This window comes from Methanohalobium sp. (assembly GCF_046546175.1).
Classification (GTDB): Archaea; Halobacteriota; Methanosarcinia; order Methanosarcinales; family Methanosarcinaceae; genus Methanohalobium.
In genome coordinates this window covers 1-16,771 of the sequence record NZ_JBKGYF010000037.1, presented here as the reverse complement: position 1 = coordinate 16,771, position 16,771 = coordinate 1, and the positions used below count along the sequence as shown (strand labels likewise).

Genomic DNA, 16,771 nt, shown 5'->3' with positions numbered 1-16,771 from the left:
TTGGCAGATAAAACTAACATATAGAAAAACATATAGATACATTATTAGCTCAGATATCAATTTGAATACTAAGGGTTTCTACAAAGCCAGAAAAATATCATTTTATTAGATTGTATTTTCCACTTCCAGCTCCAATTTTTTCTGCAGCGTCTACCTGGATTATGGGGTCAACACCCCAAACATCCTTCATGGTGAATTTTGTTCCATGTTCTTTCATCTTGCTGTTTATCAAATTAATACTTGCCATATCAATTGCTACAGGGTCTTTGGATGCAAGAGTTCCTACGTCTTTAGAGAAACTTGGTGTATAGAATCCGAAACAATCACAACCAAGTGTGAGGTCAAATATCCAATTTATGTAACCGATTCTGCCGGATAACGAGTTAATGGTCGCTATTGAAGCTTCACCAATGCGTTTCTGTAAACTATCTGTAAAGTTTTCAGGCGGTACAATAGCTTCTTCAGGGCACGAATCTACACAGAAACCTTCACCTCTGCATAGTTCTTTATCAACAACGGCTTTTCCGTTCTCCATTCTTATAGCTTCCCATGCACACATATCTATACAGGTTTCGCATCCCACACATTTTTCAGGGTCTATGGTGGGAACACCTACTTTATGGCAGTCGGTTTTACCATCTTTATCTAGACAACCCATCCCCAGGTTTTTGATCGATCCTCCAAACCCAGTGGCAGGATGCCCTTTAACATGGGACAATACGATCATGGAATCCGCTTTTGCTATGGCAGAAGCTACTGTTGTCTGTTTAAGTTCTTCACCATTGATTTTTACGGTAACACTTTCATCACCCAGCAATCCATCACCGATAATTACAGGTGCATTCATACTTTCCTGTGTAAAACCATTTACAGAAGCAGTCCAGAGTGCATCAGCTGCATTAAATCTCATACCGTTGTAGAGCACGGTTGTGTCAACAACAAACGGTATACCACCATCATCCTTGACCATATCCACAACAGCTCTCACAATTGCAGGATGGATATGAGTTGTGTTTCCATATTCTCCGGGATGAATTTTTATTGCAACAAGGTCCCCTTCTTTTACCGGGGAGATTTTTGGATATAATTCTTTTACATGGTCTATTTGTGTCTGACTCGGACCGATAGAATCCACTGATTTAAAATATACATCACTCATAATACAACACCTATACATTCAAATGCAGTCAATTAAAAAAAGATTTGCCATAGAAATTGTAAGTATTTTTAAAATAGAATTGAATCCGTGAAATTATCACGGATAAGTTTTGCTTTATTTTGTGGATGGTGGCCAGTTCTTTTCCATCCATCCGGGTATCCGGCCTGAATCAGGCGGTCCTATAACAATATTTGCTCCGGTTTCGTCCTCAACATCACCCTGCAAACGTGCTGCAAGTCCTGGAAGTATCATTGTATTATGGTTTGTTTTTTCTTTTAAATCAAATTGTGATTCTTCCAGTCCTTTCTTGACCTTTGAAGCTGTCAATTGTCCACCCGCAACTGCCGCTTCTACACCGATTCCTTCGGTATCAATGGCTGCTAGATAACAATCAATATCATTGGATGAAAGGTCACTTTCAACTGTGTAATAGGTGAGAGCAAAGTTTGTTGTTATTATCAACGGAGAATCTGCAGTTGGTGAACCGACTTCATAAACTCCTGGGTCTACCATGACCGGCTTACGCGGGTCAGTGTAAATTGTATCCCGCATATGGAGTACAGGTAACATAGCATAAGGTTCAGTGCTGTGTAGCAGCATTATATCACCATATTTGATGATGAAAGTGGAGGCAAGTACGGTTTCCCAGTAGGATGCACTTACTGTATCATCATATACCATCCATGCAGTAAGAGGGACTGACATTAGCGGGAAGGCGATGTCACGGTCGCCGGTAATACCAGCTCTTCTAAGCTTTATGAAATTATTGAATGTGTCTCTTAACTGGTTGCCTGTTGGATAGGTGCCCGGATCAAGAACAAGTTTTTCCATGCCCATTTTGGTAAATGTTACAGCCATGGATTTTAACAGATCAAGATCATCCGGTGCAAAAAGTGATACTGGTACATCATAGCTATGCATAAGGTCTGCAACTTCCTGCCAGTTATCCTTATTTGCAGCATAAATCAGCGGATTTTTATCTGATGCTACTTCAAGACCCGCCCTTAGTACTTCTGGGTTAAAGGAACATAGTACCATAGGAAGGTCTGTTTTATCCATAACCTTTTTTACAGTCTCAGAGAATTGCTTCGGGTTATCTGATACAGAACGAACTGCGATTGCATCAGCGTTCAAAAACTCTCCAACATAGAATTTCTGGAAATTTTGGATGTGATCTATCCTTTCAGCAAGGTCATTTTCATCCATGGTGTCCCATACATCATAGGTCAGAACTGTTTTGTTAAAGAAAGTGAGTTTATGGCGGTATAAAACATCATCTCCTCCAATTGTTACCGCTTTATCGCCAACACCTATTTCCACTTCCCTGATTTCTGGTTCCAGAAGTTCCTGTAATTTCTCAAAATTTTTTTTCTGATCTTCTTTAAGAATCGGCTCACAATCAGTAATATCTGCAGACCGTTCTATTAATCGGGATGCAAAAGCCATACAGGTACTTTCACCACAGATACCACAATTATCACCTGGGAGGTATTTATAAACCTGAAGTGGGCTGTTTACTTTCATTATTTACACCTCCGCACCTATCCAATTACTGATATCAACCTGCTCTGCCTCTTTTGTACCAAAGAATGATTGAGTTGCTTCTTTCAAAACCTGCACAGATGTGGGATGCATCATCATGAACAAATCGTTACCTGCAAGAGCCAGTGCCAGCCCTGTAGCGATTTCCCAAATTGGTCCTCTATATTCCCTTGGACCCCAATCCGAATCGTTCTGTATTGGCGATTCTTTCATCCATGATTCACGTGCACCCCATGCATTTGTTGTACCTGATGACATCGGGAACGTGAGTTCATCATCACCTGTTAGCCCTGCTAGTCTAATCCTCTCCATATTGGTATAGGCATAATCCAGACCGTAACCAAGAGCTGCGGTTGTCGGGTCCATCAGAATACTGTCTCTTGGAACATTACACTGGTTCATGAGTTTCCTGTTAAGCTCTTTTTGTGCATTGATTTCCAGCTGGGTCCAGGATAGTATAGCGTGTCCATAATCAGTTGCAGCCTTTGCAATGCGCTCGTAATCAAGGTTTAAACTTGCAGATGCAATCAGCGCTCGTTCACCTTCTGCAACTTCTGCTGCCTTTTCCAGAACCTCAGGGTCTTTTTCAGGATTACCTGAACCTCCGATAACAATCGGTACATCCACCGCCTGCAAAACATCCTCTACAACTTTGGATGCTTCTTTTGCAGATGTATCTTTAATATTGGGGTCAGTAGATACCAGATGGATGGTCACCATATCGGCATTGAAATCGTTAACCACTTTTTTAGCCCATTCAGCAGGGTCATCCATAACATCTTCATAGTTGGTTCTTACGGCTTTTGCCATAGTTATAGGTAGGTCAAAGACATCCATGGTTACATAGTTTCTATGTGGCATCTCTGCATCAAAATAGTACGGAAGTGCATTTTCCCCGCCAAGTGTAATGGTATGACCACGAGAACCACCATCAGAGGATGTTGCACCAAGTGTTACTTCTTCAATTGTATGGGTCCACTCTTTTAACGGGGATAATTCAAAACTGGAGGAAGCAAGTTCATGAAACCCTGATTTTGCAGCAATTCCCTCAGCAGATGGTGCTACCTGTCCTGCAGCACCCATTGATGCTCCGAATAATTGGTCTACCGGATACCCCAGCAATTTCGCTATATTTGCTATATGTAACGAAACCTGTGCTGCTTCATATCCTAATGCATAAGATAGATTGGGGTCGAGTCCGACACCATTTACATCAAACTCTATATCACCTTCGATGTTTACACCTTCAAGTGCTTCCACATCGAGGTCTTTTAGCATCTCAGTAAGGTCTGTTAACTTCATTTTTTTTGCCATGCGATTTCCACCGTCTAAAATATATTGTCAATAATAAATTAAAATGAAATAAATAATATTCCTATATCAATATCAAACTGGACGACTTACAGATTCAAATCGTTTGCTATTTTATTTATCTCTTTTATAGCAACCGAATCATCAGGCAAATCAAATAAAGGAAGTCCGTTTAAATCCCGCTCTTCTATAACTTTATCAACAGGTACCGCACCTAACAGTCTCAGGTCCATGTCTTTGGCATTTTGTTCAATCATATCACGGTTGCTTTCTGTAACTTTATTTGCTACAACATACACATTTCTAACTTTGGTCTCGAGTTCATTAACCAGTTGACGTATACGTTCACCTGTTTGCATACCTCTTCGAGACCCATCTGTTACAACAATAAGATCATCGATTTCAGGAATCAGTTTTCTGCTGAAATGTTCAAGACCAGCTTCTGTGTCAATTATTACCACGTCATAATTTTTAATAAGCCTTGTTATAATCCCCCGAAGAAGATTATTCACATAACAATAACAACCGGAACCTTCCGGACGACCCATGACCAGCAAATCATAGCCATCCATCTCATTTATAGCCTCATATACCTTTGATTCCAATACAGATTCTTTATTGGTGTCTGGCGGGAGATTGTCCCGTTCATTGAGCATAAACTCCCGCATCTCTCCAAGTGTATGTTCAACTTTACATCCAAGAGCTTCAGGAAGGTTGGTATCAGGATCTGCGTCAACTGCTAATACCAAATTGTCATCCTTTACAAGATGGCGCATGAGCATGGAAGTTGTAGCAGTTTTTCCTGTACCTCCTTTACCTGTTACCGCAATAACCCTAGTCACAAAAATCCCTGCTTAGATTTATTCACTCTTTTTAACAATAATCCGATCGATGGACACCTTGGCATTTTTGAGGGTGACTTTAACTCCACCACCTGATGTACTTGGTGTCCATGAAGGAGCACTCGGCATGGAAGTCGGCATCTGGGTCATGTACTGTGATGGACCTGATTCCGGTTGTACTTCATCTTCCTCTTCAATTTCTTCCTCTTCTTCAGTCCATCTTTCGAGTACCGGGTGATCATTTTCTTTAAGATAGGTTTCCAGTTCGTTGATGTCTCCTACTTCTTCTTCGGTTGGTATTTTTTCAACAACATTTTCCGGTATATATTCAATAACCTTGTCTTTGAGGTGTTTCGGCATCCATACCACCCGGTCCCATCCGCCATCAGCCTGGATGAACTTGGGTGATCGGAAATAGTTTATACCGATACCAAGGAATCCCACAATCTGTTTACCGCCACCGGTTTGTCCTGCCATTGTGGAAAATGGTAAACCATTCGGCGCATTCCCAGTAAAGTCCCTGTCAATCCAGCCGATACCATCAACCTCTGGTATATAAAATCCTACAACTTCAAAACAACCACAGGATGTATGCGGATATTCAAAGAATGAATGAAGCTTTATGCGGTCGTATTCTCCGCCTGAAAGTGATTTTGCGGATTCGTTAACTCCTGAATATTCTCCACCCACCTCATCAATAACTTCTCCTTTTTCAATGGGGAACTGGGGTCCTTCAGGATCGACTTTCGCCGCAGCTCTGCCGTCAAACCAGTTGATTGCACCACAAAGAGAAATCCTATCAGGTGTTACGACACATACATTGGATGGAGCAAAGGACTGGCACAGGGTACACCCGTAAAAGGTATCTACATCTTCATCATGGAGATTTGCCGTCCTTTCGTCACGTGCTTTATAAATCTCCATTGCATTCTCAATCTCATTATCTATTTCTTCAGGGTCAGTTATATAGACTGCCTCTATTTTTTCGATAAATGTGAGTTCATTTTTAAACAGGGACATCATCGCTGCTGCCATTTGTTCAAAGGATTCTAGACCCTTATTTATAGCATCTTTACTTATTCTTACCCATATATCATACCTCTGGTTTAGATGCATTACACCCTGTAAATAATTGTAAAAATCATGATTGCGGCGTTCTACAATGGCTTCAAGGTCTGGTTCTACAAGTTCACCTCCAATCTTGTAAAGCATTGCAAATGGGTATCTTGATCCTTCTTCCATTTCTGAAATATCAGGACCAATTAATGTGAATTTACCATCTTCAATTTCATCCATATCGGTGGCTCTGACCAGTTCAAAACCCTTTGATTTTGGTCCGGCGAGCTCTACATACATATCGTTCTTTCTAATCCTTTCTCCTTCAAACATAGGAGAGATTTCAAGTGGGAATTCTGCCATGATTTATTCTCCTCTATTACACGGTTACAGGTTTTCTATTAATTCATCCAGTGCTTCAAGATGTTTTTCATTACTCAAATTACCAAATGACATGGTAGCATTTTGCAGATAATGTTTATCAATGGATATAGTTTTTAGATTTGTAAAGTTTTTGAGGCCAGATAAGACCTGATTTATATAATATTTCTTGTGGCCCAGTATGATGACCATATCATAGCAGCCGCTTCCATCAAGACCTGTCCAGTTGGAGTCACAGAGATATAACCCAAGGGAATGTATGTTGATATATTTGACATTCAGACCCTTATCATTCAGTTCTTTGATGGAATGACCGGTAGCAGCCACCGGTATTCCTTTAGTTTGTGCTATTTTTACGGCACGGTTCATTGCTTCTTGATCTTTAAGCAATTCAGCACCTACAACCATCAATGGTCGCTTCGCCTTGGATATTGTTTTGGCAGCAACTTTTGGCTGTACAGGTTTTGCGGTTTTTGTACCCCATGTGGTATATACACGTGTGTTTTTAATTGCATCAACCATGGATTATGCCTCTTTACAGAGTCTTTTTACATTAGTCGGCTGTGCCGAAACATCGAATTTCAGGGTAGGACCAGAGATAATTTTCTTCTTCTTCCAGTCGATTTCCCAGCCGTGTTCGGATTCCAGTTTCTTCAACAACTCTTCACGTTTTGTAAGCGGAAGGTCGGTTTCGGTTCTGACAAATTGATACCAGTCATCAGGTATTATCCCGAGATATTTCTGACTGAGTTCAATGTAGTTGGTAAGCTTGATCATACGGCCCATATTGTTATCACTTGGACGCATGCAGTTTTTGGCAAGTATCGGCATCAGTTCTTCAACTGATTCAACTGTGCTAAGCAGGAATTGCGGCGATGGAGGTACCTCAAGGACTTCACCGTTTCTTGCATCATAGACCGACCATTTGTCCTTATCATATGGTTTTCCTATGAGTGCTCTTCGGTATTTTGAACCGTGGGGTCCTACTATAACAGGTATTCCGAATCTGTTGCATCCTGTAGCAATGGATGATGCTTTCTGTGAATATGCACCCCATGCAACACCTACTGCACCTACACGGTTCAGGATGTAATCAGCGATTTCTTCGAAATTTCCGGTTACGTTCCTCTGGGCAAAGATTGCTGCAACTTTAATCGCTGTTCCAGTTATGTGTGAATTAGATACGCATGAACCAACGTTAAGAAGATTACCTTTGATGAATTTTCCAGGATACTCTTCATAAAGTGTATTTCCATCCTCATTCCTGTACATACCAAGGTCCATTGCAGAACATCCAGAGACAACAACTATATAGTTTCTTTTGAGCATCTCTTCTGCGATTGTATAGAGATCTTTGGTACCTTCAGGATAATTCGAGCATCCTACTAGTGCAATGATACCCGGTGTAGTTCCAAGAACAAGGTTTACACCTTCTTCGCGTATCTCAGGATCACTAACCTGACCTCTTCCAGAACGCAATTTCCCTTTTTCTTCACGTATAACTCTTTGGGCTGATTTTTCGATTACATTCAGAACTGGTATGTCCTTGGGACAGACCTGTTCACATCTGCCGCAGGCTACACATTTGTCGTGCAGTGGTTCAAATGGTGCAAAATCTCCTGTTTCAGCTGCACTCATTGCTTCACTGATTGATAGGTTTGTGGGACAGACCAGCTCACACTCTTTACAATGGACACATCTTTCTGTGAGCTCCTGGAGTTCTTCACTGGTTGGAAGTGATTTGATTCCTTTCTCTTCACGTATAGGTGCCATCTTCATGGCAAGTCGAGGAGCCAGTTCCCCGAGTTTATCAAAATCGAGTACAAGTGCTCCGGGTTCATTTCCAGAGGACAGGTCTTCCAGGATATCATCCACATCGTCTTTGGAACGGTCTTTGAGACCATACATTATTTTATCATTGGTACTGATCACAGGTATTGAAAGCTTTTGAGCTTCTCTGAGTATATCAGCCCGTACACATTGTTCATCAACAACAATGACGTCAGGTACACCTGAACGTATCATTTTCAGTTCTTTTGCCAGACTTCCGATAACCTTTGCTCTTGGTTCTCCACCTTCATCTACATTGTAACGGGTCATATCAATTGCTGTACAGCAAAGACCAGCAAGTTCTATCTCATCTGAAAGACCATGTTCATCAATATAATCCATGATATTGGTTACACCTGAAACATTATGTCCTATGGTAAGGAGCATCGGTTTTGTGGAATCTATGCACCCCATTCCAATCTCTGCAAGTGGTGATTCTGCGTCGGATTTTGGCATTTTAAGACATGAAATTTGGGCGATATCAGATACTTCCATACCTACATGGTCCAGCATACCTCCATGCAACGCTTTTGATTCAAAGTCGATGGATTCTCCTTCCTGACCCATATGGATCGTTGCAAGAAGCTGGGTAATCTGTTCTTCAACATAATCCAGTACTTTCTCAAGGTCTCCAAGGGTTTCTGGTTTATATCCGGTAACTGTTTGCATTACCGGAGTCTTGAGATTTGATGGTCCTACATCTATTGGATGATCTCGGCCATATTTTTCAATAAGATGATGAAGCAGATGTCTGCCGTGACCGGTATGAGCTGAAGCTCCAGTTATCACACGAAGCAAAAATTCACGAGCTTGATGGGCTTTCATATCGATACCACATGCACCTTCTTTATTACCGCTCAGGTCACATGTACCAAAGGTACAGTAGCAGCACTGGTCACACATAGGAGTATATATCGGTTCATACCTATTGAGCAGATTGAAATCCCAGTTTCTAAGTGATGAGATACCGGGCTTGGCAGTTATACCCATATCTTCCTCTTTTTCTTCCATTTCTTCTATTGCACCGACAACATTTTCAATCGTTATCTGGACATTTTCCAAGTCTTCAATTGAAAATTTGCCTGAAGTTATATTGCTCATCTGTATTTTATCCTCCTGATTGGAATTAACAATGTATCAACTTGTGAAAAAATTGTATTTTAAAAGGGTTAAAAATCTATCAATATATCATGAAACTAAACTTTTAATTTAGCCCTTGTCCTTAATTGTTAAATTAATTATAAAAACGTTTCCCTTAATTTGTCATGATTATATTTGATAAATTATTGATTATAATCATACTGGAAATATATCCTATATTTTTGGAGCAAAGAACTTTTCATGAATTACATGAATATTCTTGAATAAAGGATGGTTTTTAGCCTATATATTTCCATCATCTATCATCATTTAAATAAACCATCCAAAAGTTAGAAAATATTTTATTGGATATAATACGTCAGATATATAATGGAGGATAACTTGGCCAATAATTGCTGGATATGTGGGAAACAGGAATCAACACTTTTTAGGTGCAGATTCTGTGGAAAAACATTCTGTGTAGAACACAGACTTCCGGAAAGGCATGCCTGTGAAGGGTTGGAACATCAGAAAAAATACGGGTTCACTGAAACTTCCGGTGTTGGTGGAAACTATTCAAATTTTGATGCCGAAAGTATATTCAAAAACATGTTTAAAGAAGCTGCAAAACAGGCATCCAAAAGTGTAGCTTTTGGTTTCTTAAATAAAATCAAGAGATGGGCAACCACAAGCCCCACAATGGCAATTATAATCATCTGTGCAATATCCTATATCATAGGAAACCTGATTATAACAAATGTTTTTGACATTAATTATTTTAGATTATTGGGTCTTCCTGCTGATGTATCCCTGATTTTACTGAAACCATGGACTATTATTACTCATATATTTGTACATTCCAATTTTGCGCATCTGTTCCTGAACATGTTTGTGCTGCTCTTTTTTGGAAACGAATTCGAAAAACGTTTTGGAAAACAAACATTTTTAATAGTATTTTTCATAACCGGTATTGCAGCATCCCTTGGATTTGCATTAACCACGACTTCTCCGTTTCCATTGGTAGGTGCAAGTGGTGCTGTGATTGGGGTATTCGCTGCACTTGCAGTACTTGTACCAAATCTGCCTATATTTGTATTTTTCATACCAATGAAAATAAAACATGCAATAGTACTGCTTATAGGGATAGAGTTTTTATTCTTTACAATCGATGTTCAGGACATGATAGCCCATAATGCCCATCTGATGGGTATGGTCGTAGGGATTCTTATGGGTTACTGGATTAAAAATACAAAACCCAGATTTAGAACCAGTACAAAGCGGGAATATGTCCGAAGGTGGTAAAATAATGGATGAAGGTATACACCATCTTGCCAAGTATTTTCCCAGACCTAGAGAAGGAGAAGAAATCCCTATTCAATTTATTGAATTGCAGAAAAAAATTGCAGCATGGTCCCCTGAAAAGAAAAGAACTCTATACCTGGATGATGCAAAAAACATCGAGGGTTTAAAACGTGTACGGGAAACGAATCTATTAAAAGTTTATAACTGGATTTCGGGTCATGAAAGTATCATTGAGTTGACCGGTGCAGAACGTGAACAGTTTGAAGAGGTGATGGAACTTCTTCTAAAAAACGGTGGAGAAATACGGTATACGCGAAAAAAAAGTGGCAGAAAGATGGTAAATCAGTTCAGATTAGTGGAAAATACTGTATATAATACAGATGTTAGGAGACAATGTCTTGCAGAAAAACTCTGACTGTGTTACTTTTATTAATGATTGCCAGCTAAATGATAATTATAATATTTGATTATGGTATTTATGGTGTGGTGGGTGTGCAGTAATGAAACCTGTTAAAAGTGGATTGAATTCAATTGTCAAGTACCTCAGTACCAAGAAAGAAACCGGTAGGCGGAATATCGGGTTACTGGTAGACGGTCCTAATGTACTTAGAAAAGAATTTAATGTCAACCTGGAAGCTATCAGAGATGTTTTGAAAGAATACGGCAATGTGAAAATTGGGCTTGTTTTCCTAAACCAGTATGCCTCTGAAAAATTGGTGGAAGCTATTGAAAACAATGGGTTTGAACCTGTAATATGTTCAAGCGATGTTGACGTCAGGCTTGCAGTGGAAGGTATGGAACTGGTTTGCAATCCAAATATTGACACTATAACTTTGGTGACCCGTGATGCTGATTTTAAACCTCTTTTAAATAAAGCAAACAAGCACGGGAAGGAAACGATACTGTTTGGTGTTGAACCAGGATTCTCACCAGCCCTTAAAAATTCGGCAGATTATGTGATAATGTTAAATACAGAAGAGATGAGATTGAGCCAGCCTGAAGGATTGGATGATAAAAAACATCAGATAAGTGAATGATTTATATACATAATTACTCAGCTACCAGATAGTTACCACCTATTCAGAGATCGTGCATCTTGATATCCCTTACCATGTCTTCCAGACGTTCTCTTGAAATTCCATGCTTTATATCTGTACAATTTTTGACTTTATTTTTCAGCCTGCATAGTTCATCATGTTCCATCGAGTAACCCATACTGTTGATTATACCTTTGAGAGCCTTTATACCTGTATGTTTTCCTACAATCAAGTTACGTTTTCCGCCAACAAGTTCCGGATTGAAAAGTTCATAGGTTCTGGGGTTCTCCAATATTGCCATCACATGTATACCAGATTCGTGTGAAAATGCATTTTTACCAATAATTGCCTTATTTACCGGTGGTGTGATATTTGCATAATTTTCCACCGTTCTGGATAATTCCGTGAGAACTGTTGTGTCATACCTCATGATATTGTATTCAACCATCAGACCCATGAGTACTTCTTCCAGTGCTGCGTTGCCTGCTCTTTCACCTATTCCATTTACGGTTGTATGAAGTTGTTTGGCACCTGCTTCTGCAGCCATTAAAGTATTTGCAGTTGCCATACCTAGGTCATTGTGACAATGTATGCAGATTGGTGTATCTACTGATTTATTGATTTCATCAACAAGGTAATATGTGGTACTGGGATTTAGAATGCCAACAGTATCCGCAAGGCTTACATAATCCACTCGGTAATCCTGTGCCCTTAAAAAAACATTTTTAAGAGTTTCAATATCAGTTCTGCTTGCATCTTCTGCAGCAAATCTTACTTCAAGACCATGGTCTTTTGCATATTCTATGGTATCCAGTGCGCAAGATATCATTTCTTCACAGCTTTTTTGATACTTATGAATCAGGTGCAGGTCAGATATAGCCACAAATATACTCACCATATCCACATCACAGTCAAGTGCAGAATCAACATCACTGCTCAGCGCACGGGAAAGACAGCATGTTCTGGAATTTAACCCCATATTGGAAATTTGTTTAATGGTGTCTTTTTCATCCGATGAAACTACCGGGAATCCGGTCTCAATTATATCTACACCGATTGAATCAAGTTCATTTGAAATATTCATTTTTTCTTCTTTTGTGAATACAACACCCGGAGTCTGTTCTCCATCCCGGAGGGTAACGTCACAGATTTCAACATCAATCGGGTTTAAACTAAGATAATCAATGAGTTTATTTCTAGAGTATGAGTTTTCTTCGATTTCAGACATGATATCCATCCAGTATATCATTAATCAGGTTATGAGAAAAATCTATATTATATAGGTGAGGATTTTGACATAAAACATTTGCTCTTTTTACACCTTTCAATTATTTGTTACGTGCTTTAGCTACTTTATTTGCAATCTGTGCAGCAAATGCTCCTGCAACAAAACCGGCATCAATATTAACAACACATATTACTGAACATGATTGGAGCATGGACATTAGTGCTGCCTGCCCGGATCCACCTGCCCCATAACCAGTGGATACCGGAAGTCCGATCACAGGTGCATCGATCAGTCCTGAAACAATAGTGGGTAACGTCCCTTCCCTGCCTGCGGCTACAATGACCACATCAACACCGGATTCTTTAAGTTTTGAAATCTGCGGGAATAATCTATGTATACCTGCTACACCTACATCATAAATGGTTACAACCCCGCATCCCATCTCTGAAGCGACCATTCGTGCCTCTTCAGCAATACCTACGTCAGTTGTTCCAGCAGACAGGATTCCTATTATCCCTCCGGTATCAGGACATTGGGTACCGTTATGTATAACTGCAATACGGGCTCTTTCATTCCATACAACATTTTCAGGTTTAAAACTTAACCTGAGTTTTTCAATCTGTTCATCAGAAACCCGAGTTACCAGTACTCTACCGGCACAATCAACCTGATTTTTGACGATTTCAACCAGATCATCCGGTTTTTTACCTTCACCAAGCACAGCTTCGGGTATCCCTGTTCTGCACATACGGTGCGAATCAATTTTAGCGATATCAGAAACCTCTGTATAACTCATGGAATGAATTTCATTTGCAGCGCTGTCTACATCAATTTCTCCTTTTTGTATTTTAATTAGAATATCTTCAAGTTTCATGGTTAACAAAGCTTATTTTGTACTTTTTCATAGAACCTATATATAGAACTTTTTACAAACCGAGCAGGCTGGGTTGCTTTTGTGAGCGTAACAATGTCATTTTCATATACTTTGTAGGTATGCTGCCCGTCGATAACCAGTATCGCTTCCTTTTCCGGTATAGTTGTTTCAACATTGATTACACAATTTGCAGGAACGACCCATGGTCTTGATGAGAGTTTAAATGGTGCAAGTGGAACTATTAAAGCTGCATTTACCCTTGGATCAATTATGGGGCCTCCCGCACTCATAGCATAGGCAGTTGATCCGGTAGGTGTTGAGAACACGATTCCATCTGATCTTAATTCATCAAGTTCGTATTCATCGATTCTTACCTTGGAGGTGAGAATCTTTGCAGGTCTGCCTGTAAGAAGAACAATTTCATTGGTGGCTGGAGGAAGTATTTCACCATTAAGTGAGACAGATAGCCTTATTTGTTCATTGTATGTAAATCCATAAAGTGCTTTTTCAATATTAGGTATTGCTTCATAGGCTTCTGTATCAACCAGAAATCCCACTTTACCCATGTTGATGCCAAGTATTGGTATTGGATTATGCATCTTGGATAATGTCAGAAGGACTGTGCCGTCACCACCGACAACGATTAAAAAATCAACCCCTTTATCCCGCATATTTTCAATGGATTCAACTTCAATACTGCCATCTTCAATACCAAGTTCTTTTGCTGTATTTGTCGATACTGCAATCTCAACCACAGAACTGAATTTATCAATAATGGACCTGGTCAACTCAAGTGCGCCTTCATGGTCCAGCCTAGACACTATCCCTATCTTCTTAACTTTCAATTTAGCTTATTCCTCCAGTAAGTTTCAATAAATCATCATGTATATACCCATTGGATGCAATCATATATACATGATAAATCGAGTTATCCTTCAACTCGATTAAATCCGCAAATCCGTTAGTGACCTTACCTCCGGATTCATCTACTATGAGTTTCCCGGCAGCAACATCAGTTAACCGTAAGGAACCTCTTACATCAACAAAGGCATCAAACCTGCCGGATGCAACATAGCAGAGCTCCAGTGAAACACAACCAAGGATTCTCATTCTTCTAATGCTTCTGGTGAGCTCGATGGTGCGTTCCACATGGAGCCGGTATCCGTAAACACTGGCGCAACTATCTTTTAATTCCGATTTACTGGAAGGAAAAATGCGTATACCATTTAAATAGGCGCCCTTACCATATTCTGCATGATAAATATCCCCATTTGCCAAATTTTTAATGTACCCAAACCATATACATGATAAATCAGGGTATCCGATTGCAATTGATACACTGTAGAAAGCAATACCAAATGAAGCGTTATAAGTCCCGTCAAGAGGGTCGATGACTACAGTAAATTCAGGGTCTTCACCCAGTGTTTTTATGCCAGTCTCTTCGCTTAAGACCTTCATCGACCTACCATCTTCTTCCAGTACTTCAAATATAGCCTTCTCAGCAACATCGTCAATTAATTTTGTATCTGTCCCATCAGCACCTATGTAAAGGGTCTCATATGCCTGTTGAGTCTCCACTAGGTCTTTAATCGCAACTTCTACTGCTGAAGCTGCATGGTTGCAAAGTTCAAAAAAAGAAAAATTGTGAGCCATAATAATACTGATTATCTGGTTTCGATTCCCATAGCCCTGTTTGTTTTGGCTTTTGATTTTTCTGCATCTTTCTCTAGTTCACACATGGCTCGTATTGCATCGATGTTTTCAGGTACAACATCTGCTTCCTGGTGAACCGCCTGCAACAGGTAGAGTTCTCCTTCATAGAAGTCAATGGATTCTTCCCAGATACAGTTTTCCCACATATCATTCCTTGGACGTCCAAGGTCTCTTGCAAGTTCCATGGTTTCTGATGTTGAGGTAATCCCCGGCTCCAAGTAATGCATACGCGGGTTCTTTGAAAGCAGGTTTTTGATGTCATCTGCGGTACAATCTTTTTTCAGTTCCATATTAACAGTATGAATATGCATCATGGTGTTTGGTACCTTGACAGCCATTGTGGATATATCGATATGCGGTATTACTGACTGTACATCAGGACCGTGGTGGGACGGAATTTTAACAGGGTCAGCAACAATCGAATTGATTGGCCCCTTCTTGATATCTGATGGATCTGCAGCTCTGCGAATCAGGGTAACCCTGCACTTCTTGATTCCGTATTCTTTATCGATGTTTGATACCAATCTACAGAGAGCGGTCGTATTACAGGAAACCACGCGTGTAAAGTCCCGACCTATTGCATCACTGTAATTTGAATCAGCATTAAATGAAAAACCTGCAACTTCGTGATCTTCTCCACCCTGCCAGATTGCTTTTACTCCTGATTTTTCATAAAGCTCTTTATTTTTAGCTCCTACCCCCTTGGGTGTAGCATCTACTATGACATCAGCTTCATTAACCAAATCTTCAACATTACCGGTAACTGTTATACCACCTTCTTTCATCCTGTCCATTTTGTCAGAAGGGGTATAGATATTGTAACCTTTCCTTTGTGCCATTACAGCTTCATAATTCGGTCTTGTTTTGGATACACCAACAAGTTCCATGTCATCCTGTTGAGATACAGCGTCTGCCACACGTTTTCCTATTGTACCGTAACCGTTAATTCCAACTTTCACTTTGTTCATTGTGTTACCTCTTTTATTTTTAGATTTAATTTGATTTAATTTGATTTAATTTAATACTATATTCAATACACTTAATTTTTCCCCACTCTTTAAACCTGTGCCTCTATAATGGATTTAAAATAGGACAGTCATAATTCAGGAGCAGTTGTGAACTACCACTTGGCTAAACAGGCTGTCCGACAATTAATGTTAAAGCAGATATGTTCTACAAAGGGGTTTACCAAGTAACATAAATTATTAGTCCTAATCATTTATCTTTGACCATTTGGTAGTATCAGTGTATGATTTTTGGATTATTGGATAAATGTCATTGGTAAATAACTTATTATTCCTCTTATATTTATTTAAATAGTAGATAAAATAAATTAATAGTATTGAATTGTCGGACAAGCTCTAAAGACCAATTGGCTTCCTGTTTCATAGTTTGTTCTAACGAACACAACTCCAC

Annotated in this window: 15 protein-coding genes; 3 read left to right on the top strand and 12 right to left on the bottom strand. The window is 39.7% G+C overall.

What is annotated here, in order from left to right; genetic code table 11:
• Positions 1-97: 97 nt before the first annotated feature.
• The 7 genes from ACLFMM_RS05615 to cdhA all read right to left on the bottom strand — a co-directional run bounded on the left by ACLFMM_RS05615 (position 98) and on the right by cdhA (position 9,222).
• Complete coding sequence (locus ACLFMM_RS05615) at positions 98-1,159, bottom strand: DUF362 domain-containing protein (RefSeq protein WP_410807735.1); 1,062 nt, start codon at positions 1,157-1,159, stop codon at positions 98-100.
• 114 nt (positions 1,160-1,273) lie between these two features.
• Positions 1,274-2,683: an acetyl-CoA decarbonylase/synthase complex subunit gamma gene (acsC, locus tag ACLFMM_RS05610; protein ID WP_410807734.1), complete on the bottom strand. Its 1,410-nt coding sequence runs from the start codon at positions 2,681-2,683 to the stop codon at positions 1,274-1,276.
• Between the two features lie 3 nt (positions 2,684-2,686).
• Positions 2,687-4,015, bottom strand: coding sequence for a CO dehydrogenase/acetyl-CoA synthase subunit delta (gene cdhD, locus ACLFMM_RS05605; RefSeq protein WP_410807733.1), 1,329 nt, complete (start codon positions 4,013-4,015; stop codon positions 2,687-2,689).
• 86 nt (positions 4,016-4,101) lie between these two features.
• A complete protein-coding gene (locus ACLFMM_RS05600; protein WP_410807732.1) occupies positions 4,102-4,854 on the bottom strand; it encodes an AAA family ATPase in 753 nt (250 codons plus the stop codon).
• Positions 4,855-4,872: 18 nt separating this feature from the next.
• Complete coding sequence (cdhC, locus tag ACLFMM_RS05595; RefSeq protein WP_410807731.1) at positions 4,873-6,273, bottom strand: CO dehydrogenase/CO-methylating acetyl-CoA synthase complex subunit beta; 1,401 nt, start codon at positions 6,271-6,273, stop codon at positions 4,873-4,875.
• A 24-nt stretch (positions 6,274-6,297) separates the two neighbouring features.
• The gene (gene cdhB / locus ACLFMM_RS05590; protein WP_410807730.1) at positions 6,298-6,813 is read right to left on the bottom strand and encodes a CO dehydrogenase/acetyl-CoA synthase complex subunit epsilon; all 516 of its coding nucleotides are present in this window, start codon (positions 6,811-6,813) and stop codon (positions 6,298-6,300) included.
• Between the two features lie 3 nt (positions 6,814-6,816).
• Positions 6,817-9,222 carry a CO dehydrogenase/acetyl-CoA synthase complex subunit alpha gene (gene cdhA, locus ACLFMM_RS05585; protein WP_410807729.1) on the bottom strand — a complete coding sequence of 802 codons (2,406 nt, stop codon included), beginning with the start codon at positions 9,220-9,222 and terminating at the stop codon, positions 6,817-6,819.
• Positions 9,223-9,603: 381 nt separating this feature from the next.
• Here cdhA and ACLFMM_RS05580 point away from each other — a divergent pair, with 381 nt between their 5' ends.
• The 3 genes from ACLFMM_RS05580 (at position 9,604) to ACLFMM_RS05570 (ending at position 11,540) form a co-directional block, all read left to right on the top strand.
• A complete protein-coding gene (locus tag ACLFMM_RS05580) occupies positions 9,604-10,503 on the top strand; it encodes a rhomboid family intramembrane serine protease (RefSeq protein WP_410807728.1) in 900 nt (299 codons plus the stop codon).
• Positions 10,504-10,507: 4 nt separating this feature from the next.
• Positions 10,508-10,918: a hypothetical protein gene (locus ACLFMM_RS05575; RefSeq protein WP_410807727.1), complete on the top strand. Its 411-nt coding sequence runs from the start codon at positions 10,508-10,510 to the stop codon at positions 10,916-10,918.
• Positions 10,919-11,003: 85 nt separating this feature from the next.
• Positions 11,004-11,540 (top strand): TIGR00288 family NYN domain-containing protein, encoded by a 537-nt coding sequence (locus tag ACLFMM_RS05570; protein WP_410807726.1) that lies wholly within the window; start codon positions 11,004-11,006, stop codon positions 11,538-11,540.
• Between the two features lie 43 nt (positions 11,541-11,583).
• Here ACLFMM_RS05570 and ACLFMM_RS05565 read toward each other — a convergent pair whose 3' ends face one another.
• The 5 genes from ACLFMM_RS05565 to ACLFMM_RS05545 all read right to left on the bottom strand — a co-directional run bounded on the left by ACLFMM_RS05565 (position 11,584) and on the right by ACLFMM_RS05545 (position 16,323).
• On the bottom strand, positions 11,584-12,768 hold the full coding sequence (locus tag ACLFMM_RS05565; protein WP_410807736.1) for a homocitrate synthase family protein: 1,185 nt from the start codon (positions 12,766-12,768) through the stop codon (positions 11,584-11,586).
• Positions 12,769-12,868: 100 nt separating this feature from the next.
• On the bottom strand, positions 12,869-13,642 hold the full coding sequence (gene larB, locus ACLFMM_RS05560; protein ID WP_410807725.1) for a nickel pincer cofactor biosynthesis protein LarB: 774 nt from the start codon (positions 13,640-13,642) through the stop codon (positions 12,869-12,871).
• Positions 13,643-13,644: 2 nt separating this feature from the next.
• Entirely contained in the window at positions 13,645-14,487 is an 843-nt protein-coding gene (locus tag ACLFMM_RS05555; protein ID WP_410807724.1) for an NAD(+)/NADH kinase, read from the bottom strand.
• 1 nt (position 14,488) lies between these two features.
• Positions 14,489-15,295 carry a bifunctional fructose-bisphosphatase/inositol-phosphate phosphatase gene (locus ACLFMM_RS05550; RefSeq protein WP_410807723.1) on the bottom strand — a complete coding sequence of 269 codons (807 nt, stop codon included), beginning with the start codon at positions 15,293-15,295 and terminating at the stop codon, positions 14,489-14,491.
• 11 nt (positions 15,296-15,306) lie between these two features.
• On the bottom strand, positions 15,307-16,323 hold the full coding sequence (locus ACLFMM_RS05545; RefSeq protein ID WP_410807722.1) for a type II glyceraldehyde-3-phosphate dehydrogenase: 1,017 nt from the start codon (positions 16,321-16,323) through the stop codon (positions 15,307-15,309).
• Between the last annotated feature and the right edge of the window lie 448 nt (positions 16,324-16,771).

What these genes read in the sequence shown, in the direction of transcription:
- ACLFMM_RS05615 (WP_410807735.1), bottom strand. Translation starts at nt 1,159, where the DNA reads ATGAGTGATGTATATTTTAAATCAGTGGATTCTATCGGTCCGAGTCAG.
- acsC (WP_410807734.1), bottom strand. Translation starts at nt 2,683, where the DNA reads ATGAAAGTAAACAGCCCACTTCAGGTTTATAAATACCTCCCAGGTGAT.
- cdhD (WP_410807733.1), bottom strand. Translation starts at nt 4,015, where the DNA reads ATGGCAAAAAAAATGAAGTTAACAGACCTTACTGAGATGCTAAAAGAC.
- cdhC (WP_410807731.1), bottom strand. Translation starts at nt 6,273, where the DNA reads ATGGCAGAATTCCCACTTGAAATCTCTCCTATGTTTGAAGGAGAAAGG.
- cdhB (WP_410807730.1), bottom strand. Translation starts at nt 6,813, where the DNA reads ATGGTTGATGCAATTAAAAACACACGTGTATATACCACATGGGGTACA.
- cdhA (WP_410807729.1), bottom strand. Translation starts at nt 9,222, where the DNA reads ATGAGCAATATAACTTCAGGCAAATTTTCAATTGAAGACTTGGAAAAT.
- ACLFMM_RS05575 (WP_410807727.1), top strand. Translation starts at nt 10,508, where the DNA reads ATGGATGAAGGTATACACCATCTTGCCAAGTATTTTCCCAGACCTAGA.
- ACLFMM_RS05570 (WP_410807726.1), top strand. Translation starts at nt 11,004, where the DNA reads ATGAAACCTGTTAAAAGTGGATTGAATTCAATTGTCAAGTACCTCAGT.
- ACLFMM_RS05565 (WP_410807736.1), bottom strand. Translation starts at nt 12,768, where the DNA reads ATGTCTGAAATCGAAGAAAACTCATACTCTAGAAATAAACTCATTGAT.
- larB (WP_410807725.1), bottom strand. Translation starts at nt 13,642, where the DNA reads ATGAAACTTGAAGATATTCTAATTAAAATACAAAAAGGAGAAATTGAT.
- ACLFMM_RS05550 (WP_410807723.1), bottom strand. Translation starts at nt 15,295, where the DNA reads ATGGCTCACAATTTTTCTTTTTTTGAACTTTGCAACCATGCAGCTTCA.
- ACLFMM_RS05545 (WP_410807722.1), bottom strand. Translation starts at nt 16,323, where the DNA reads ATGAACAAAGTGAAAGTTGGAATTAACGGTTACGGTACAATAGGAAAA.